The sequence below is a fragment of the Micromonospora sp. GCM10011542 genome (assembly GCF_042650685.1).
In the GTDB taxonomy this organism is placed as follows: Bacteria; Actinomycetota; Actinomycetes; order Mycobacteriales; family Micromonosporaceae; genus Micromonospora.
The window spans coordinates 117,886-136,951 of record NZ_JBHSBO010000040.1; the positions used below are offsets into that span (position 1 = coordinate 117,886).

Here is a 19,066-nt window from a genome sequence, read left to right on the forward strand (position 1 = left end):
CGCAGGAAGTCGTAGAAACCCTGTCAACTTGCTCATCGCGGCCCCGCCGGTCGCGGTCGCGCCGCCGCGCGGGGCTGGTGTCCCTCCCGCTGGTCACCGCACGGGCCGCGCGCGGGAGGATTGACCGGTGAGCGAGGACGGGGCTGCGCGGCTGCGCGTGACGCTGCTCGGCGCTGTCGAGGTGCGCCGCGGCGACACCAGCCTCCCCGTCTCCGGAGCCCGGCTGCGCGGTCTGCTCGTCCGGTTGGCGCTCGCCGGCGGCCGAGCGGTCGATTCGGGAGTCCTGGTCCAGGCGCTCTGGCCGGAGGACGGGCCGGCCGACCCGGCGAACGCCCTGCAGACTCTGGTGTCCCGGCTGCGCCGGATGCTCGGTGCCACGGGTGCGGTGGCGCAGGTCGAGGGCGGCTACCGACTCGATGTCGCCTGCGACGACGTCGACGTGCTGCGCTTCGAGCGGCTGGCCGCGGCCGGCCGCGAGCGGCTGCGAACCGGCGATCCCGGGTCCGCGGCGGCGCTGCTCGACGAGGCGGTGGCGCTGCTGGGCGAGCTGGCCGCGGTCGAGGCGGTCGCTCCGTCGGTCGCCACGCGGTTGGCCCGGTCGTTCGTGGAGGCCGAGATGGATCTGGCCGAGGCGCGGCTGGCCCTGGGCCGCCCGGACGAGGCGGCCGGCCGCCTGACCGCCCTGCTTAGCGAGCATCCGGCCGACGAGCGGGTGGCGGCGCTGCTGATGGACGCACTCGCGGCGCAGGGACGGCAGGCCGAGGCCCTGCAGCTCTACGAGCGCGTCCGGGCGACCCTGGCCGACCTGCTGGGCGCTGACCCGGGTGCTGCCCTGCGCGAGCGCCATCTGCGTCTGCTGCGCTTCGCCGACAGTCCGCGCGCCGAGGCACCGAGCAACCTGCCGGCCCCGCTGACCAGCTTCATCGGGCGGGACGAGGATCTCACCCGGATCGACGCGCTGCTGGCCCGGGGACGTCTGGTGACGGTGCTCGGGCCGGGCGGCGCCGGGAAGACCCGGCTGGCGATCGAGGCGGGGCGCCGGCACCGGCACGAGTACCGGGACGGGACCTGGCTGGTCGACCTCGCCTCGGTGACCGAGCCGGCGAAGGTCGGCGCGGCCGTGCTGGCTGCGATCGGGCTGCGCGGCGCCACGCTCTTCGAGGGCTCCGGGCGGATACGCGTCGACGGTGGGGAACTCGACGTGCTCACCGATCAGCTCAACGGCCGGGAGAGCCTGCTCCTGCTGGACAACTGCGAGCACCTGATCGACGCGGTCGCGCACCTGGTCGCGGCACTGCTGCCGCGCTGCGTCGGGCTGCGGGTGCTGGCGACCAGTCGCGAGCCGCTGGCGGTCGACGGTGAGGCGCTGGTCCCGCTCGGTCCGCTCACACTGCCCGAGCCGGGCAGCGGAGTCGAGCAGGTCCGCCGTGCCGCGGCCGTGCGCCTGTTCGTCGACCGGGCTGCGGCCGTACGACCCGGTTTCGACGTCGACGAGGACACCCTCGGCGACACCCTCCGGGTGGTGCGCGGCCTGGACGGCATGCCGCTGGCGCTGGAACTGGCCGCGGCGCGGCTGCGGACGCTGTCGCTGGCCGAACTGGCCGCCGGGCTGTCCGACCGGTTCGCGGTGCTGACCACGGGCAGCCGCACGGCGTCGCCGCGGCACCGCACGCTGCGCGCGGTCATCGCGTGGAGCTGGGACCTGCTCGGCGACCACGAGCGCACGGTGGCGGAACGGGTCTCGGTCCTGCCCGGCGGCGTGACGCCGGGCTCGGCCACCGCGGTCTGCGCCGGCACCGCCGTGCCGGCGGCCGAGATCCCGGAACTGCTCGCTGCCCTCGTCGACCGGTCGCTGCTGCACCTCGCGCCGGACGCCGGCCGCTACCGGATGCTCGAGACGCTGCGCGAGTACGGCATCGAGCGGCTGGCCGAGCAGGGCACGCTCGACACCGTCCGCGATCTCGCCGCCCGTCATCTCGCCGTCCTCGTGGCTCGCCACGACGCCCAGCTGCGAGGCCCCGGCCAGCTCGCGGCGCTGCAGGTGCTCAGAGCGGAGTACGACAACGCCCTCGCCGCCCTGCGCCACCTCTGCGACTGCGGCGACGCCGACGGCGCGGTCGCGCTGGCGCTGGACCTGGCCTGGTTCTGGCAGATGTTCGGCCGGCACACCGAGGCCGCGTACTGGCTGGGCGAGGCGCTCGCCGTGCCGTCCGGCGCGCACACGCTGACTCGGGACTGCGCCGAGGCCTTCCTGCTGCTTAACCGCATCGGCAGCCAGCCCGGCTTCGACACGGTCCGGGACCGCGAGACCCAGTTGCGCGAGGTCGCCGACAACCTGGTCGCCCATCCGGCGCTGCCGGGTCTGGCCGGTGCGCTGGCCGCGTTGACGCTCTTCTTCTCCGGGCAGCCCGAACGGGCACTCGCCCTCATTCAGGGCCTCATCGACGGTCCCGATCCGTGGCTGGCCGCGGTGGCGCGGACGTTTCGCATGCAGATCTGCGAGAACGGGGGCAACCTCGATCAGGTACGCGTCGACGTGGACGCTGCGTTGGAGGCCTTCGGCCGGGTCGGCGACCGTTGGGGAATGGCAACGGTCCTGCCGATGCGCGCGCTGCTGCGGCAGTACGACGGCGACCTCGACGGCGCGCTCGCCGACCTGCGCGAGGCGAAGGCGCGGGCCCGCGACTTCGGGTCGCTGAGCATCGGCGACGAGGTCTTCATCGACATGCGGTGGGTCGACCTGCACCTGCGGCGCGGCGACACCGCCGATGCGGTCGCCATGCTTCAGTCGGCCCGGGAGCGGGCGCTGCGGTCGGAATCTCGGGAGCTGAGCCGCCTGGTCGACATACTGGAGGCCGGCACCTGGATCCGGATCGGCGACCTGGACCGCGCGCAGGAGTTGATCGAGGCGGCCGAGGCCGGAATGGCGCGTGATCCGTCGACCCGTGGCGACCACGGCCGAGCGCTGGTGGGCTCCTTCCGGGCGGCGCTCTGCATCGAGCGCGGCGACGCCGCCGGCGCCGAGGCGGCGCTGGCCGACGCGTACACGGCGGGCGTGCAGACCCGCGACCTGCCGATCCTGTCGGTGGTCGCGGTGAGCGCGGCCCGGCTGGCCGAGTGGTACGGGCGGCACCGCGAGGTGGCTCACCTGCTCGGAGCGGCTGCCCGGTTGCGGGGGACCCACGACCGTACCGATCCGAAGATCGCCGCGATGGCCGCCCGCAGCCGGACCGCACTGGGCGAGGCGGCCTTCGCCGACGCGTACCAGTCAGGGTGGCAACTGGACGGGAAGGCGGCCTCGGCCCAGGTCGATCCGGCGCGGTTGCGCCGCGAACTGCCCGGCCCGGTTCAGGCGCGGCGGGCGTAGGCGCGCAGCGCCAGCGGCACGAACACCACCAGCAGGCCGGCCATCCAGGCCAGCGTGAACGTCAGGTCGTGGGCCACCGGGCCACCGACGAGCAGCCCGCGGATCGTGCCGACCAGCGGCGTGATCGGGTTGACGTGCACGAACGCCTGCAACCAGCCGGGCAGCGTGTGCACCGGGACGAAGACGTTGCTACCGAAGGAGAGCGGGAAGACCAACAGGAACATGACCCCCTGCACGGCGCCGGGGGTGCGTACCAGCATGCCGACCCAGACCGAGATCCAGCAGAAGCACAGCCCGAACCCGATGGACAGGGCGACCGCGGCGACCGCCGGAAGGAGCCCGGTCTCCACGCGGAACCCCATCGCCGTGCCGAAGCCCAGCATCACCACGCACACCGTCAGGTAGCGCACGACGTCGGCGGCGACCGCGCCGACCAGCGGCGCGGAGCGGGCCACCGGCAGTGACCGGAAGCGGTCGAAGACACCCTTCTCGATGTCGGCGTTGAGGTTCTGGCCCAGGGCGATGCCGCCCATCGCCAGCGACTGCGCGAGCATGCCGGGCAGCAGGAACTGCAGGTACGCGTGCCGGTCACCGCTCGCGATGGCCCCGCCGAACAGGTAGGTGAACAGCAGCAGGAAGATCACCGGTTGCAGGGTCACGTCGATCAGAGCCTCCGGCGTCCGCACCGTCTTGATCAGGCTGCGGCGCGCGAGCGCAACGCTGTGCCGCACGAGCGCGGCGAGCGGGCCGCCCCGCGGCCGGTCGACTCCGCTGGGGGCGGTGACGTCGAGCGCGGTCATACGAGCTCCTCCTTCTTCGCGGGCGAACCGACGGTCAGGGCGTGGAACACCTCGTCGAGGCTGGGCAGGTGCAGAGCCAGTTCGGTGACCTCGACGCCGGCCCGGCGCAGCGCCGGCACCGCCTCGTCGAGGGCGGTGTCGCCACCGACGGGCACACTGACCGCGCCGGGGCGGGCGCCCGCGGCCGTGTCGGCGGAGGCGTTGGTTCCCGGGGCGGCGACCGCGTCGAGCACCCGTAGCGCGTCCGGCACCCGGGCCGGGTCGGCCGGCCGTACCCGCAGGGTCAGCCCGCCGACGCGGCGCTTGAGTCCGTCCGGCGTGTCGTGGGCGATCACCCGACCCTGGTTGATCACCACGATCTCGTCGGCGAGCGCGTCGGCCTCCTCCAGGTACTGCGTGGTGAGCAGGACGCTGGCGCCCTGGGTGACCTGGTTGCGGACGACGCCCCACATGTCCTCGCGCTTGGCCGGGTCGAGGCCGGTGGTCGGCTCGTCGAGGAAGATCACCTCCGGGTGTCCGACCAGGCTCGCGGCGAGGTCGAGGCGGCGGCGCATGCCACCCGAGTACGTCTTGGCCGGGCGCCCGGCGGCCTCCGCGAGGTCGAACCAGTCGAGCAGTTCGGCGGCGCGTCGCCGGGCGTCGCGGGTGGTGAGGTCGAGCAGTTGCCCGATGAGCACCAGGTTCTGCGTGCCGGTGAGGTCCTCGTCGACGCTCGCGTACTGCCCGGTGAGGCCGATCCGCCGGCGTACCCGCTGCGGCTGACGCAGCACGTCGATGCCCGCGACCTCGGCGGTCCCGGAGTCGGGGCGCAACAGGGTGGCGAGCACCCGTACCGCGGTGGTCTTGCCGGCGCCGTTGGGTCCCAGCACGCCGAGCACGGTGCCCCGGCGCATCGCCAGGTCCACCCCGTCGAGCGCCTGGGTCTTTCCGAACCGCTTGCGGAGGCCCTCCGCCCGGACCACAAGATCGTTCATGGTGTTCTCCGTTCTTCCGTCGCGGGCCGCGACCGCGCAGGCCGGGCCCTCGACGTGCAGACTCGCGCGCCGCGCTGGCAGCGTGCGCACATCCCGCTGGCACGCCGCTGTCAGCGGACGATCGCCGTACGGAGACCGGCTCTCCTCGCTCCGACGGGCCACGGCCGACTCGGCGCCGGGGCCGGCCGTCGGACGGTCGGCCCGCGGGCCCATCGAGCTTCGAGCGCGGTTCGAGCGCCGTTGCCGAGGCTGACTGCGTCGCCGGGCGGCAACCCCGGTGGCCGTCGTCCGTGCACGTCCGGCGAAGGGAACCCAGCGGTGATGCATCGCTCAGTCCGTCCGCCGACTCCAGGTCCGGCCGCCCCGCCCCGGGCCGGCCGGACCGCTTCGGGAGCCCGCTCATGAACCGCCGTGTGGTCATCACCGGTATCGGCGTCCGCGCTCCCGGTGGGCGCGGCACCAGCGGCCGGTCGGTTCACCCCGGCCACGACGCGGTGACCGGGGTGGCGATCGCCGGCCGGTCAGAGGGTGACGACGGCGTCCTCGGCGAGAGTGAACAGGCCGGCGTCAAAGGTGATGGTCTTCAGCTTCGTGCCCTTGGGCACGTCGAAGTAGACGTTCGCCTTCACCGCGTTGCCCGGGTTGATCTCGTCGAGAAAGCCCTTGGCGTCGTCGTTGCCGTAGATGGCGGCTTCCCCGTCGACGTCGTACTCCCGGCCGGAGGCGTCCTGGGCGGTGATGGTGCCGTCGGCGTGGAACAGGTGGGAGCTCTTGGTGACGTTCTTGGCGGTCACGCTGAGACGGCAGAAGGTGCCCTGCGCCTTGTGGTTGAAGTAGCTGCTGCCGACCTGGGAGATCCCGCACTTGACGCTGTTGACGGTGAACTCGAAATCGCCGCCGCGCACCTTGTCGCCGATGCCGAAGGTCTTAGGCTTGGCCGGGGCCGGGGCCGGGGCTGCGGTCGTCGGGGGCGCGACCGACTTCGACGGCGCGGGCGCCGGGGCCGAGGTGTTCTGGGCCGCCGCCGGCGGGGCGGAGGTGCTGGTGGTGACGGCTGGAATGTCCCGGCTGGCAGACACGTCGTTCTTCTTGCCGTCGTCGCTGGTCAGGCCGATGACCAGCGATCCGCCGCAGCACAGCACGACGAACGCGCCGACACCGATGAGGGTGGGGATCAGCCACGGCCGCTTGCGGGCGGCAGGCGCCGCGAGCGCGCCGGGCTGCTGCCATCCGCCGGGTGGCGTCGGGTACTGGGGAGGCTGGCCGGGGGGCGGAGCGTACTGCCCGGCGGGCACCTGCGGGAACTGCGCGGTCGGCGGCATCGGCTGCTGGCCCGGCGCCGGCGGCTGGTTCTGGGCAGGGTCGTAGGGGTTCGTCATCGAGTGGTGGTCTCCCAGGTCTGGATTCGCGCTTCCCCGTAACGAGCGCGATGCTGGCAACGTTGTCACGGCGTTCGCGCCGGCACAGTCCCCCGGGCGTCCCGTCGTCTGAGCCGGTCAGCTGGGGAAACCACCAATGTGATCATCCACTGCTCGGACGTTGAGCCACACGCCCGCGCACGGCCCGGCGAGCTGGGCGGCACCGTCCAGCTTGCTTGGGGTGGTGGTGCTGACGAGCGCACAATTCAGCGGCACGGCCACGCGAGTCGCCCCTAGGGTCGCGTCATGAGCAGGATGCCGCAGATTCGTCCCATCGCCCTCGCCGCCGTACGACGCGGAGACGACCTCCTGGTCTTCGAGGGGCACGATGCGACGAAGCAGGAGACCTTCTATCGGCCCCTGGGTGGCGGCATCGAGTTCGGCGAGTCGGCCGCCGAGGCGGTGCGACGGGAGTTGCGGGAGGAGCTTGCCGCCGAGCTGTCCGATGTGGAACTGCTCGGCGTTCTGGAGAACATATTCACTGCCTACGGTCGAGTGGGCCACGAGATTGTGTTCGTCCACTCAGCCGCCCTGGCCGACCGTTCGATGTATGAACGAGATGCCGTCGGTCACGTCGCGGACGAGGGCAGCCCCGTCACCTGGCAGCCGCTGAGCCGCTTCACCAGCGGCGAGGCAGTCCTGTACCCACGTGGTCTGATCGACCTTCTGTCAGCGGTGACACCGGCGGGATGACTCCTGCGGGTGCGGTGCCGGAGGCGCTGCCGCGGCCCGGATCCCGCCGGGGAGCCGGGCCGCGGCGGCGGGTTCGCGTCGCGTGCGACCACGCCGGACACCCCGACAGCCGCTGGCCCGGCGCCTCCACCGTCAGCAGGTCGTGGGTGGGATGCGTACTGGAAGACGTTGTGGAGGTCGTACTTCTCCTTGATCTTGCGCAGTCGGTCGAAGTTGCGCCCCCAGTAGGCCTTCTCCCATTCCGCCATTCCGATGTTCGGCACATTGATCCGGAACCCGGTCGGGTGACGGTCGTCCGCCTGCTGTCAGGTGGCCGAGCGCGCGGAGGCGACAACCCGTCCGCGCTCCGACTCAGGGAAGCGGTCGAGCATGGCGCGCACCTCGTCCGCGCTCACGTTGGCGCCGAACAACTCGCTGCCTGGTTCGAGCCGCACGCCCTCGGCGAGGGGACCGGCCACGACCGGGTCGAAGCCCAGCGCGTCGACGAGCGACGCGATCACGCTGAGATCAGTGGCATCGTCACCAGCGATCGCGATTGCCTTGCGGCCAGCCGTGCCAGCCGGCCGTGCCCCATCCTCGAGATCGTGGTACCCCATGTGGTTGAAGGCCTTGACGACCCGGGAATCGGACAGGAACGCCTGGACGGTCTCGCTCGACGAGGTGCGTGGGTCGGTGAGGTCGGCGCGGATGCCGTCGATCTCCCACCAGTAGTTCATCGCGTCGACGACGAGCTTGCCGCGCAGCGCCTCGGCGGGGATGGTGCGGTACTTGCCCAGAGGGAGGGCGAGGATCACGATGTCGGCGCTCGCAACGGCGTCGACCGCGGTGGTGGCGACCGCTCCGGGCGTGAGTACCTCGACGGTGAGGGCGATCTTCTGCGGGTCGCCGGAGCCGGCGACCAGCACCCGGTAGCCGGCGGCGAGGGCGAGTCGAGCGAGCACCGTGCCCACCTTGCCGGCACCGAGGATGCCCAACGTCTGTGGCCCGCTCCGGGCGCTGTCGTTCATGTCGTCCTTCCGTTCTCCGATCGGGCGTCCGTGGCCCTGGTCAACTGGCGAGGATGTCCCGGACCAGGGGGATCACCTTGGTGCCGTACAGCTCCACGGCGCGCATACGGGCGCTCACCGACTGGGCGCCGGCGGTGTAGATGAGGTCGAAGCGGCCGACGCCGAGACTGCGGATCGCGCCGGCGATCCGGCGGGCCACGGTCTCCGGCGAGCCGATGTAGAGGGATCCGTGCTCCACCTCGGCGTCGAACTCCTGGCGACGGATCGGCGGCCAGCCGCGCAGCCTGCCGATCCGGTCCCGCATGACCCGGTAGTGCGGCCAGAACAGTTGCTTCGCCTCGTCGTCGGTGTCGGCGATGAAGCCGGGGGAGTGCATCCCGACCGGGTGCGCCGTCGTGCCCAGCTGCTCGGCGGCCCGGCGGTACAGGTCGATGTAGGGCCCGAAGCGTTCGGGTGCGCCGCCGATGATGGCGAGCATGAGCGGTAGGCCGTACCGGGCGGTACGCACGACCGACTGCGGCGAGCCGCCGACGCCGACCCACGTGTTGAGGCGGCCCGACTCGGTCTTCGGGAAGACGTCCGCGTTCTCCAGGGCAGCCCGTGTCGTGCCGCTCCAGGTCACCGGCTTCTCGTCCAGCAGCTTGACGAACAGCTCGATCTTCTCCTCGAACAGCACGTCGTAGTCGCTCAGGTCGTAGCCGAACAGCGGGAAGGACTCGGTGAACGAGCCACGCCCGAGGATGACCTCGGCACGGCCGTTCGACAGCGCGTCGACCGTCGCGAAGCGCTGGAACACCCGGACCGGGTCGTCCGAACTGAGCACGGTCACCCCGGAGGCGAGCCGGATCCGCGACGTACGGGTGGCGATACCGGCCAGCACGGTCTCCGGCGTCGACACCGAATATTCGGGGCGGTGGTGCTCGCCGAGGGCGATGACGTCGACGCCGAGTTCGTCCGCCAGGACCGCCTCGTCGACGACCTGCCGGATCGCCGCCGCGTAGGAGACGGGCTTACCGGAGTCGTCCTGCGGCACGTCGCCGAAGGTGTCGAGGCCGAATTCGAGGTCAGACATGGGTGGGCTCCTTCGCCAGCAGCTCGCGGACCCGCGGCGCGACCTCACTGCCGAGCAGTTCGATGGTGCGCGCGCGTGCCTCGCGAGGCAGGTGCATGATGTCGTACTTGAGGTCGAAACGGCTCAGCCGCAGGTCACGGGCCATCGTGGCGATCTTCTGCGCGACCGTCTCGGGTGACCCGACGAACAGCGCGCCGCGGTCGATTTCGGCCTCGTAGCGCTTACGGTCCGGCTTGTAGAAGCCGCGCTCCTCGGCGACCGCCGCCACGACCGGCTGCCAGTACCGCCACCACGTCTCCACCGCCTCCTCGTCGGTGTCCGCGACGAGGCCGAGCGAGTGTTGCCCGATCGGCTGGACAGTATGCCCGGCCTGTTCGAGCGCCCGCAGGTAGAGCTCGACGTGACCGGCGAAGCGCTGCGGACGGCCGCCGATGATCGCCATCATGAGCGGGAGTCCGTAGCGGGCGGCGCGGACCACCGAGTCCGGGCTTCCGCCGACGCCGATCCACGTCGGGATGCCGCCCGCGCGCATCCGCGGGTGCAGCCACTGCGAGACCAGGGGGCTGCGTACGGTTCCCGACCAGGTGACCGGTTCGTCCCGCTGGAGCCGTACGAAGAGGTCGAGCTTCTCCTCGAACAACCGCTCGTAGTCGGCCAGGTCGTAGCCGAACAGGGGAAACGACTCGGTCGCCGACGCCCGCCCGAGCACCATCTGGGCCCGGCCGTTGGACACGGCGTCGAGGGTGGCGAACTCGTGGTAGAGCCGTACCGGGTCGTTCGTGCTCAGCACCGTGACGGAGGTGCCGAGGCGGATCCGATCGGTCGCCGTGGCGATCGCCGCGAGCAGCACGGGTGTCGCCGAGTCGTTGTGGCCCTCCCGGTAGTGCTCGCCGAGGCTGAACACGTCGAGTCCGACCGACTCCGCGAGCCGTGCCTCGTCGACGAGCAGCCGTACGGTCTCCGCGTCGCTCAGGATCCGGCCGCCGTCGGTGGCCACCTCGCCGAACGAGTTGAGCCCCAGTTCGAAGCCTTGAGCCGTCATCGTCCCCTCCTTCACATGGGCCAGCCGGCGGCCCCGGAACGGAGGCCTCGCGGTTGACGTGTCAACAATGCTAGCCTGGCAATTGACACGTCAACTCTCGGGAGATCTGGATGACCAACGCCACACCCGAGCGGCGCAGGGGCCGCCGGCTGCCGGCCGCCGAGGAGCTACGGATCTGGCGGGACTTCATCGAGACGACGGAAGGTCTCAGGTCGCAGCTCGCGTCGCGCCTGCAGGCGGAGTCCTCGCTCTCACCGGGGGACTACTCCGTGTTGCTCGCGCTCAGCGAGGCGCAGGACCGGCAGATGCGCTCCTCGGAACTCGCGGCGCACATCGGCTGGGAGCGGAGCCGGCTCTCGCACCACCTGGGGCGCATGGAGCGGCGCGGACTCATCCGCCGCCAGGAGTGCGCGACGGTTCCCCGGGGAGCGGAGGTGCTGCTCACGCCGAGCGGAGCCGAGGCGTTCCGACGGTCCACGGTCCCGCACCTGCGCGCCATCCGCGAACTGTTCGTCGACGCTCTCACGCCGGAGCAACTCCTCGCGGCGGGCGAGATCGCGGCGGCGCTTCGGTCGCATCTCGACACGCACCACGAGGAATGATCACTCGTACCCAGGCGGCTCGATGACCAGTTGGGTCAGCCGTCGCGGGTCGGCGATGATGTCGATGGCCACGATCCTGTTCGCGGTGACGGCGAAGGTCATGACCGTGACGAGGTGTCCGCGAGCAACCACCACGACTGCCGGAGCACCGTCGACGAGCCCAACGCTGGCACTCCAGCTACCGCAACCTCAAGCGCCTCCTGGAGAGCGGTTTGCCCACCAGGGCTGCAGGCAACGTATGAGGTGGACAGTGCAGACGCAGGGAGGAGCCGACGATGGTCAAGGGCGACATCGACACATACCACGAGGACGGGCAGTGGAAGAACCGCCCGGAGGGCAACGACCGGGCCAGCAGCACGCATGACACCAAGGCCGATGCGCAGGACCGTGGTCGCGAGATGGCGGCCGACCGCGGCGTCGAACACGTGGTCAAGAAGCAGGACGGCAAGATCGGGGAGAAGAACACCTACCCCCGCAGCCGCGATCCACGAGACATCGAGGGCTGACGCCCTCCCGCGGACTGACCTCTTCGGCCTGGCCGAGGAGGTCAGTCCGCTTCGGGGAACCGGGTACGCGCAGGACGGGTCCTCTCCCGTGCCGCCGCCCGTATCCTGCGGGTAACCCGCCGCGACAGGCGGCTGGCTGTCCCGTCCTCGATACCCGCTCGGCTCCCGGCAACCGCCCGGCGCCTTCACCAGACGGAGTGTGTGGTTATGAAGGAGTTCCTGGTGGAGCTCGTCACCACGGTCCCGGAGGGCACCGACCCGGCCGAGGTCGATCGACGCCGTGCCGCCGAGAGGGTCCGTGCCGGCGAACTGGCGGCCGCCGGTCACCTGGTGCGGCTGTGGCGCCCCGTCGGGGAGTTGCGCAGCATCGGGCTGTGGCGCGCCGCCAACGAGGCCGAGCTGCACGAAAAGGTACTCGGCACCCTGCCGCTGCGCCCGTGGATGACGCCCGTCGTCACCGCGGTGGAGCCCCACCCCAACGACCCGGGCACGGCCGACGCGACCCCGTGACCGCAAGCGCCCAGGTGAGGGTCAGTGCTCCCCGCTGATCCGGGAGACGTGGTACTGGCGGATCCGCCAGGTACCCTCGCTGAGCTGCAGCACCAGCGAGAGGTGCACCGGAGCTTCCCAACCTGTCGGGTCCCGGAAGGTGACGTCCGCGAACCCCCCGGCCACTTCGCGGCCGATCGTGTAGCTGTGCAGCAGGGTCACCTCGGCGTTGCGGTTGTCGGGCACCGCCTCGTAGTAGTCGCGCACCGCGTCCCGCCCGACCATGACCTCGGGGCCGAAACCCTGAAAGAGGGCATCCGGAGTGAACAGGTCGGCCATGGCCTGCACCCGGTGACCGTCGAACGCCGCCTTCCAGCGGTCCAACACGTCTTCCAGCGGATCACTCGTCATGTCTCCGGGCCCCGTCCTCTGTTCGCTGGCGATGCGGTCCTGCTGCTGGAGACCGGGCGCGCACGCCCGGGAACAGGCCCATGGTCCCTCACGAGGGTGAGGTCGGGGCCGAACGACCGAAAAGCGCGACGCCTGCCCGGATGATCGACGATCGTGGCCCGTACTCCAGCGGGCCCGGAACGCCGGTCCGCGGCGGACCCGGTGGCGATGGTCAGGGAGTGGATCAGACATGTCGGCGACCCCGTACACCGATGCCGCTGAACGGGCGCGAAAGATGCCGAATGCCCCCGTGCCACAGGCGGCCCAGGGGCCCGAGATCCCCAAGGCCGGCTACGTGCTGGAGGAGATCGCCGACCGCGTCTTCTTCCTCGGTGAGGGCATGTACAACATGATGTTCGTGGTCACGGACGAGGGCGTCATCGTCGTCGACGCGCCACCCACCCTCGGCCACAACATCCTCCGCGCGGTTCGCGGTGTGACCAGCCGCACCATCACCCACGTCGTCTACAGCCACCAGCACTCCGACCATGTCGGTGCGATCTCGGTCTACCCCGACGACGTGCCCCGCTACGCCCACCGCATCACCGCGGAACGGCTCGCGCTGCTCGGCGACCCGAACCGCCCCATGCCGACGCACGTGTTCGACGACACCCTGACGATCGACGCGGGAGACCACAGCCTGCAACTGGACTACAAGGGCCCCAACCACGCCGAAGGGAACATCTTCATCTTCGCGCCGACGCAACGCGTCCTGATGCTCGTAGACGTGATCTTCCCAGGCTGGGTTCCCTTCTCGAACCTGGCGGTCTCGGCGAACATCCCCGGCTTCGTCACCGCCCACGAGCAGGCACTCAGCTATCCGTTCGAGAAGCTGATCGGCGGACACGTCAACCGACCCGGCACCCCGGAGGACGTGCGGATCCAGGTCGAGTACGTGAACGACCTGCGGGCCACCACCGAGGCAGCGCTCTCCTCGGTCGACCTGAACGAGATCATGGCCCCGGTCGACACCGCCAACGCCTGGGCCGTCTTCAAGGCCTACCTCGACGCCGTGGCCGCCACGGCCGCCGACGACCTGGTACCTCGATGGACAGAGCGCCTGGGCGGCGCCGACCTGTTCACACTGGCGAACGCGTGGACGATGGCAGAGGCCCTGCGCTTGGACTACGGCAGCATGGGCCCGTTCGGCATCGCGCCCTGAGCACTGGTCGCTGACCCGGTTGCTGCCCGGCGCCGCCGCCGGCCTGTCTGGACCGGCGGCGGCGTGGGCGGGTCGATCAGGAGTACGGCAGGCGCAGCACCGACTGGTTGCCGATGCCCAGGGTGGTGGGGTTGTTGCCGATCGCCGACCAGATCTCCACCCGGACCGTGCCGTTGCTCAGCGCGCCCAGCGTGCCGGTGGCCGAGGCCAGGCCGGCGTTCTGGGTGTAGTGCTCATAGCCCGGGACCGGGTCGGTGGCGAAGTAGCGCGAGGTCTCCACCCGCTCCCAGCCGCCGTTGCCGGTCAGGTCGTAGGAGACCCGCACCTGCACGCCGTTCCCGACGGCCGTGCCGGCGTCCACGAACAGGTCGAACCCGGTCTGCCCGCCGGTGTAGGCGAGGTTCAGGCCGGTCGCCGTGAAGACCTGCGGGTTGGTCGGCGTACCGTCGTGGTTTCCGTTGGCCGCCGCGACCGTGGTCGTGGCCGCGCCGCCGGCGGCGCCGAGCCCACCACCGGGCAGCAGGTACCGCGTCGGCGAGCCCGGGGGCGGGGTGGTCGGCGGCGGGTCGGTGGGGGTCGGCCCCGGGGGTACGCCGCCCGCCGCGCTGCCGCCGCTCCAGGTGTACGCCCCGGTGGTGGCCGTTCGGCCGGCGGGCACGGCGAGCGTGGTGCCGTTGGAGAACGTCACCGTGATCGGGTTGGCGGTCGGGTTCGAGGCCACGTAGGTGCGTGCCCCGTTGCGCGAGAAGACCGCCGCGAGCGGATGGTTGGCGGTCACCGTCGTGTCGACGGTGCCGAGCGCCGCGAGGTTGCGGACCCAGTGGAAGGTGTGCGCCCGGCTCTCTCCCTCCTCCGGGGTGTAGCCGGGGTTCGCGCGCAGGTTCGCCAGCGCCGCCGCGCCGTCGCCGAGGGCCTGGAACTGCCAGAGGATGTCCTGCCACACCGTCGGTTGCCCGCCGTTGTTGCGCACCAGTTCGGCGTAGTTGGTCCGCACGTACGCCGGGTGGTAGCCCAGGTAGAGGTGCCCGCCGGTGACCGGCAGCAGGTTGATGCCCTGGATCATCTCCGGCTCGGCGCTGAACCAGGTGGCGTACGCGCCGCCGTCGCCCCAGACCATGCCGACCGTCGAGTGCCCGAAGGCGGCGGGGAAGTTCTGGTCGCCGACGTCGAACCAGTACTCCTGGATGGCCGCGGCCTGGGTGGTGTAGAGGAAGATGCCGGCGTCGCGGACGGCGCTGTCGCCGGTGACCTGCCCCCACTGGATCAGGGCGTTGGCGAAGTTCATCCCCTCCGACGAGGACTCCTGGTTGTTGCCGGCGCCGAACGAGCCGTGCCCGGAGGCCCAGTCGTGGCCGGCGTAGATGTCGAAGTCGCGCAGGTAGGGAAAGCGGGTGTCGTCGCGGCGGTAGTTGTTGGCGTCGCGGATCAGCAGGTCCACCATGCCGCCGTAGCGGCTCGTGGCGGCCCACGCCGGGTCGAACTTGGCCAGCGTCGCGGCGGCGGCGATGAAGTAGCCGTAGTGGAAGTGGTGGTCGTTGAGTTCCTGGTCGGAGCCGTACGACGCCGGGTAGCCGATCAGGGTGCCCCAGTTGCCGTCGTAGTGGAAGACCTTGCCGGTCTCGCCGCTGGACGCGGTCAGCCAGTCGGTGAGGGTGCTGCGGATCGCGTTCAGCGCGCTGTCTCGCGTCGCGGTGTCGTTGACCAGGTCGGCGACCTCGGCGAGTCGGGCCGCCCGGCCGAGCCCCTTGCCCGTCCAGTACGTGTCGGCGCCGCGCTGGTCCATCGGGTTGGACCGGGCGGCGGCCAGGTGACCGGTGAGGGTGGCCAGGTCGGCGCCGCTGCCGTCGCCCACGGCCGGCAGTTCCGGCAGGACGCCCTGGAACTTCATGGCGGTACGGAACTGGTTGACGCCGGTGAGCACCCTCATCCGGCCGCGCGCCGACGGGTAGGTCGGCGTGATCGCGCTGGATCCGCTCAGCGACTTCCACTGGTGCGGGTAGAGGCTGACCACGGTCTGCGTGGCGGTGCCCTCCCGGGCGGTGGTGGTGAACGCGTACGTGGTGGTCAGCCCGCTGGTGGACGGGTCGTAGGCGTAGGAGACCCGGGTGCCGGTGACGTGGGCGTGCGCGTACCGGCCGTAGGTGGCGGCCAGGTCGGCCCGCTCCGTCGCGCTCGCGGTCGGCGGCAGCAGGGCGACGGAGAAGTAGCCCCGCCCGGCCAGGGTGGAGGAGATGCGGCCGGCACCGACGGTCCAGGTGGCGCCGCTGGGTGCGTACCCCACGTAGTCGTGGCCGTTGACCCGGAAGCCCACGGTGGCGCCGCCGTTGGACCAGACCTCGGCGGTGCCGGCGGTGCTGATCACCGCGTCCCCGCCGCTGGTCTGGAAGTACGCCAACGGCAGGCCGTGGCCGATGGTGGCGCGCATGGTCCGCGCGCCGTCGCTCCAGTACGGGCTGACCGTCCAGTCGGTCCAGCCGTCGACCTTGACCAGCGGCGCGCCGAGCCCGGCCACGCCGACCCGGATGTCCTGGACGTACGGGTAGTGGTACTCCCCGACGCCGGTGGCGGTGCCGCTGATGGCGGGCGTGGAGTTGGCCGAGAAGCCGAGGCCGTCGGTGAACGTGTCGTACGAGACCGGGTGGGCGTGCAGTGGCTCGCTGAAGGCGCAGTCGGTGCGCTTCCAGAGCAGCGAGGACCACCAGTCGTTGGTGGGTATCGCGCCGGCGGGCGCGTTGGCGGTGGCGAACTGCCGGGGGTTGCTGGACATCGCGCCGCAGCCGCTGGGGAGCGCGCCGACCGGGGTGGTGGTGTAGCTGCCGGCGCCGACCGGGGCGGCCTGCGCGGGGCGGGTGACGGCGATCGCGAGGCCGCCGACGACCAGGGTCAGCGCGGTGGTGGCGGCCAGGGCCCAGTGGTGGAGTGGGACGGGAGGTTTCATGGTGCCTCCATCGGGATGCCAGCCTGCCGGTCGGCACGTCGTGTCCGGATTGGGGGAGAGGATGCAGTGAGAGAGCGCTCTCTCATCGGCCACGGTAATCCGGTACGACGACATGCGTCAATGTGTCGAACGGGTTGCGTGCTGATGTCGCGATGCGGCAGCTTGCGCCTGACGAAGACCTTGACCGGGGGCACCGACGACCGGGCCTGGGGATGCCACCAGGAGAGGTTCGACTGCGTGAGGGGGATGTCCGTCCGGCGGACGATCAAGGGAATGGGAACTGCCCACTCCCTTCCACTCCTAACGTATAGCGCACCGGGGGGCTTGCGGCAAGACCCCGGTGGTGCCGCAGAATCACCCGGCCAAGGCCAGGACCTGCAGAAACGGGAACAAACAGTGAATCCCCTGACCGCCGTGTTCGATCTCCCCGACAATCTCGCCGCCAAGGCCGACCCGGCGCTCATCGCCCGGGACGAGCGGCACTTCGTGGCGATCGCGGAGAGCCTGGAGCAGTCGATCGCCGACCTGTCCGACCGTCTCGACGCAGAGCGCAGGGCGCCCGCCGGCAAGGGCCGGCAGGCGGTGGTCCGGGACCAGGAGGTCCGCCGGCTGACCGCTCGCTTGCGCGCGCTGCGTCGCTTCGGCGTGGACCTGTGCCTGGGCCGCATCGTCGGCGTGGACGACCCCGAGCCCGTGTACATCGGACGGTTCGGCCTCACCGACAGCGCGGGTCGCCGGCTGCTGGTCGACTGGCGGTCCCCGGCGGCCGAGCCGTTCTTCGCAGCGACCCACGCCAACCCGATGGGTCTGGCCAGCCGCCGCAGGTACCGCTGGACCCGGGGCCGGGTCAGCGACTACTGGGACGAGGTGTTCACCGCCGACGGGTTCGAGGGGCACGCCGCACTCGACGACCAGTCCGCCTTCATCGCCAGCCTGGGCGGCAACCGGTCGGCCCGGATGCGCGACGTGCTCGGCACCATCCAGGCCGACCAGGACGCCATCATCCGGGCGGGATCCACCGGCGCGCTCGTCGTCGACGGTGGTCCGGGTACGGGCAAGACCGTCGTCGCCCTGCACCGCACCGCCTACCTGCTCTACTCCGACCCCCGCCTCGGTCACCGCCGGGGCGGCGTGCTCTTCGTCGGTCCGCATCAGCCCTACCTGGCCTACGTCTCCGACGTCCTGCCCAGCCTCGGCGAGGAGGAGGTGCAGACCTGCACCCTGCGGGACCTCGTCGCCGAGGGAGCCGCAGCGACGATCGAGGCCGACCCCGAGGTGGCCCGCCTGAAGTCGTCCGCGACCCTGGTGCAGGCGATCGAGGCGGCGGTCCGCTTCTACGAGGAGCCGCCGGACCGGCCGATGACGGTCACGACCGGCGAGTCGGAGATCCGGCTGAGCGCCGACGACTGGGCCGAGGCGTTCCAGGCGCCGGGGCCGGGCACGCCGCACAACGAGGCGCGGGACGAGATCTGGGAGGAACTGCTGACGATCCTGCTGGAGAAGTACGACGGCGACGAGCCGGACGACCTGGTCCGCAGGTCGCTGTCGCAGAACCGGGAGCTGCGTACGACCTTCAACCGCGCGTGGCCGCTGCTGGAGGCGACCGACCTCGTCGGCGACCTGTGGTCGGTGCCCGCCTATCTACGCCGTTGCGCGCCCTGGCTCGCTCCCGACGAGGTCCGCAAGCTCCAGCGTGGCGACGCCCAGGCCTGGACGGTGTCGGACCTGCCGTACCTGGACGCGGCACGACAGCGGCTCGGCGACCCGGAGGCGTCCCGACGCAACCGCCGACACGAGGCCGCGGTCGCCGTCGAGCGCGAACGCATGGCCACGGTCGTCGACGAGTTGATCGAGGCCCACGCCTACGACGACGGGGAGGGTGTGCTGTCGAGCCTGCGCCAACTCGATCTCCAGGATGCCCTGGTCGACCAGACCGTCCTGCCCGGCACCGAGCCGGACCTGCTCGCCGGCCCGTTCGCGCACATCGTCGTGGACGAGGCCCAGGAACTGACCGACGCGCAGTGGCAGATGTTGCTGCTGCGCTGCCCGTCGCGCAGCTTCACCATCGTCGGGGACCGCGCCCAGGCCCGGCACGGGTTCACCGAATCCTGGCAGGAACGGCTCGCCCGGATCGGGCTCGACCGGGTCACCCTGGCGTCGCTGAGCATCAACTACCGGACGCCGCAGGAGGTCATGGCGGAGGCCGAGCCGGTGATCCGGGCCGTGCTCCCGGACGCCAACGTGCCGACCTCGATCCGCAGCAACGGCCTCCCCGTCGTACACGGATCCGTTTCCGACCTGAGCTCGATCCTCGACACCTGGCTCGCCGCGCACGCCGACGGGATCGCCTGCGTCATCGGCGATCCGACCTTCCCGTCGACGTCCCGCGTCCGGTCGCTGGCACCGGAGCTGACGAAGGGTCTGGAGTTCGACCTGGTCGTCCTCGTCGACCCCGATGGCTTCGGCGACGGCATCGAAGGAGCGGTCGACCGCTATGTCGCGATGACCCGAGCCACCCAGCAACTCGTCATCCTCACCAGCTGACC

15 protein-coding genes and 1 pseudogene are annotated in these 19,066 nt (G+C 71.4%); 7 read left to right on the forward strand and 9 right to left on the reverse strand.

The window, feature by feature from the left end; genetic code table 11:
- Positions 1-127: 127 nt before the first annotated feature.
- Positions 128-3,367 carry a BTAD domain-containing putative transcriptional regulator gene (locus tag ACFOW4_RS14035; protein ID WP_377527710.1) on the forward strand — a complete coding sequence of 1,080 codons (3,240 nt, stop codon included), beginning with the start codon at positions 128-130 and terminating at the stop codon, positions 3,365-3,367.
- On the opposite strand, the gene ACFOW4_RS14040 is transcribed toward ACFOW4_RS14035, so the two are convergent.
- The 3 genes from ACFOW4_RS14040 to ACFOW4_RS14050 form a co-directional block, all read right to left on the reverse strand.
- Positions 3,349-4,167 carry an ABC transporter permease gene (locus ACFOW4_RS14040; protein ID WP_377527711.1) on the reverse strand — a complete coding sequence of 273 codons (819 nt, stop codon included), beginning with the start codon at positions 4,165-4,167 and terminating at the stop codon, positions 3,349-3,351. The genes ACFOW4_RS14035 and ACFOW4_RS14040 overlap by 19 nt on opposite strands.
- A complete protein-coding gene (locus ACFOW4_RS14045; protein ID WP_377527713.1) occupies positions 4,164-5,141 on the reverse strand; it encodes an ATP-binding cassette domain-containing protein in 978 nt (325 codons plus the stop codon). Before ACFOW4_RS14045 ends, ACFOW4_RS14040 begins: the two co-directional genes overlap by 4 nt.
- Positions 5,142-5,662: 521 nt before the next feature.
- Positions 5,663-6,520, reverse strand: a complete 858-nt coding sequence (locus ACFOW4_RS14050; protein WP_377527714.1) for a DUF4352 domain-containing protein — start codon at positions 6,518-6,520, stop codon at positions 5,663-5,665.
- A 285-nt stretch (positions 6,521-6,805) separates the two neighbouring features.
- Here ACFOW4_RS14050 and ACFOW4_RS14055 point away from each other — a divergent pair, with 285 nt between their 5' ends.
- Complete coding sequence (locus tag ACFOW4_RS14055; protein ID WP_377527716.1) at positions 6,806-7,252, forward strand: NUDIX hydrolase; 447 nt, start codon at positions 6,806-6,808, stop codon at positions 7,250-7,252.
- 167 nt (positions 7,253-7,419) lie between these two features.
- Here ACFOW4_RS14055 and ACFOW4_RS14060 read toward each other — a convergent pair.
- From ACFOW4_RS14060 to ACFOW4_RS14075, 4 genes and pseudogenes are all read right to left on the reverse strand, one after another.
- A pseudogene (locus tag ACFOW4_RS14060) lies at positions 7,420-7,515 on the reverse strand (BBE domain-containing protein); the annotation flags it as partial.
- A gap of 42 nt (positions 7,516-7,557) precedes the next feature.
- Positions 7,558-8,259: an NADPH-dependent F420 reductase gene (locus ACFOW4_RS14065; protein ID WP_377527717.1), complete on the reverse strand. Its 702-nt coding sequence runs from the start codon at positions 8,257-8,259 to the stop codon at positions 7,558-7,560.
- A gap of 40 nt (positions 8,260-8,299) precedes the next feature.
- Entirely contained in the window at positions 8,300-9,331 is a 1,032-nt protein-coding gene (locus ACFOW4_RS14070) for an LLM class flavin-dependent oxidoreductase (protein WP_377527719.1), read from the reverse strand.
- On the reverse strand, positions 9,324-10,373 hold the full coding sequence (locus ACFOW4_RS14075) for an LLM class flavin-dependent oxidoreductase (RefSeq protein ID WP_377527720.1): 1,050 nt from the start codon (positions 10,371-10,373) through the stop codon (positions 9,324-9,326). The genes ACFOW4_RS14070 and ACFOW4_RS14075 overlap by 8 nt, the downstream gene beginning before the upstream one ends.
- 110 nt (positions 10,374-10,483) lie before the next feature.
- Between ACFOW4_RS14075 and ACFOW4_RS14080 the strand changes: the two genes are divergently transcribed.
- The 3 genes from ACFOW4_RS14080 (at position 10,484) to ACFOW4_RS14090 (ending at position 11,991) form a co-directional block, all read left to right on the forward strand.
- Complete coding sequence (locus tag ACFOW4_RS14080; RefSeq protein WP_377527722.1) at positions 10,484-10,975, forward strand: MarR family winged helix-turn-helix transcriptional regulator; 492 nt, start codon at positions 10,484-10,486, stop codon at positions 10,973-10,975.
- A 275-nt stretch (positions 10,976-11,250) separates the two neighbouring features.
- Complete coding sequence (locus ACFOW4_RS14085; protein ID WP_377527723.1) at positions 11,251-11,481, forward strand: DUF2188 domain-containing protein; 231 nt, start codon at positions 11,251-11,253, stop codon at positions 11,479-11,481.
- Between the two features lie 222 nt (positions 11,482-11,703).
- On the forward strand, positions 11,704-11,991 hold the full coding sequence (locus tag ACFOW4_RS14090; protein ID WP_377527725.1) for a muconolactone Delta-isomerase family protein: 288 nt from the start codon (positions 11,704-11,706) through the stop codon (positions 11,989-11,991).
- Between the two features lie 21 nt (positions 11,992-12,012).
- Here the strand turns inward: ACFOW4_RS14090 and ACFOW4_RS14095 are convergent, their stop codons facing one another.
- Positions 12,013-12,381, reverse strand: coding sequence for a YybH family protein (locus ACFOW4_RS14095; protein ID WP_377527726.1), 369 nt, complete (start codon positions 12,379-12,381; stop codon positions 12,013-12,015).
- 289 nt (positions 12,382-12,670) lie between these two features.
- Between ACFOW4_RS14095 and ACFOW4_RS14100 the strand changes: the two genes are divergently transcribed.
- Entirely contained in the window at positions 12,671-13,582 is a 912-nt protein-coding gene (locus tag ACFOW4_RS14100; protein ID WP_377527728.1) for an MBL fold metallo-hydrolase, read from the forward strand.
- Positions 13,583-13,658: 76 nt separating this feature from the next.
- Here ACFOW4_RS14100 and ACFOW4_RS14105 read toward each other — a convergent pair whose 3' ends face one another.
- Positions 13,659-16,520: a glycosyl hydrolase gene (locus ACFOW4_RS14105; RefSeq protein WP_377527729.1), complete on the reverse strand. Its 2,862-nt coding sequence runs from the start codon at positions 16,518-16,520 to the stop codon at positions 13,659-13,661.
- A gap of 414 nt (positions 16,521-16,934) precedes the next feature.
- Between ACFOW4_RS14105 and helR the strand changes: the two genes are divergently transcribed.
- Positions 16,935-19,064, forward strand: coding sequence for an RNA polymerase recycling motor ATPase HelR (gene helR / locus ACFOW4_RS14110; protein ID WP_377527731.1), 2,130 nt, complete (start codon positions 16,935-16,937; stop codon positions 19,062-19,064).
- The last annotated feature ends 2 nt before the right edge of the window (positions 19,065-19,066 follow it).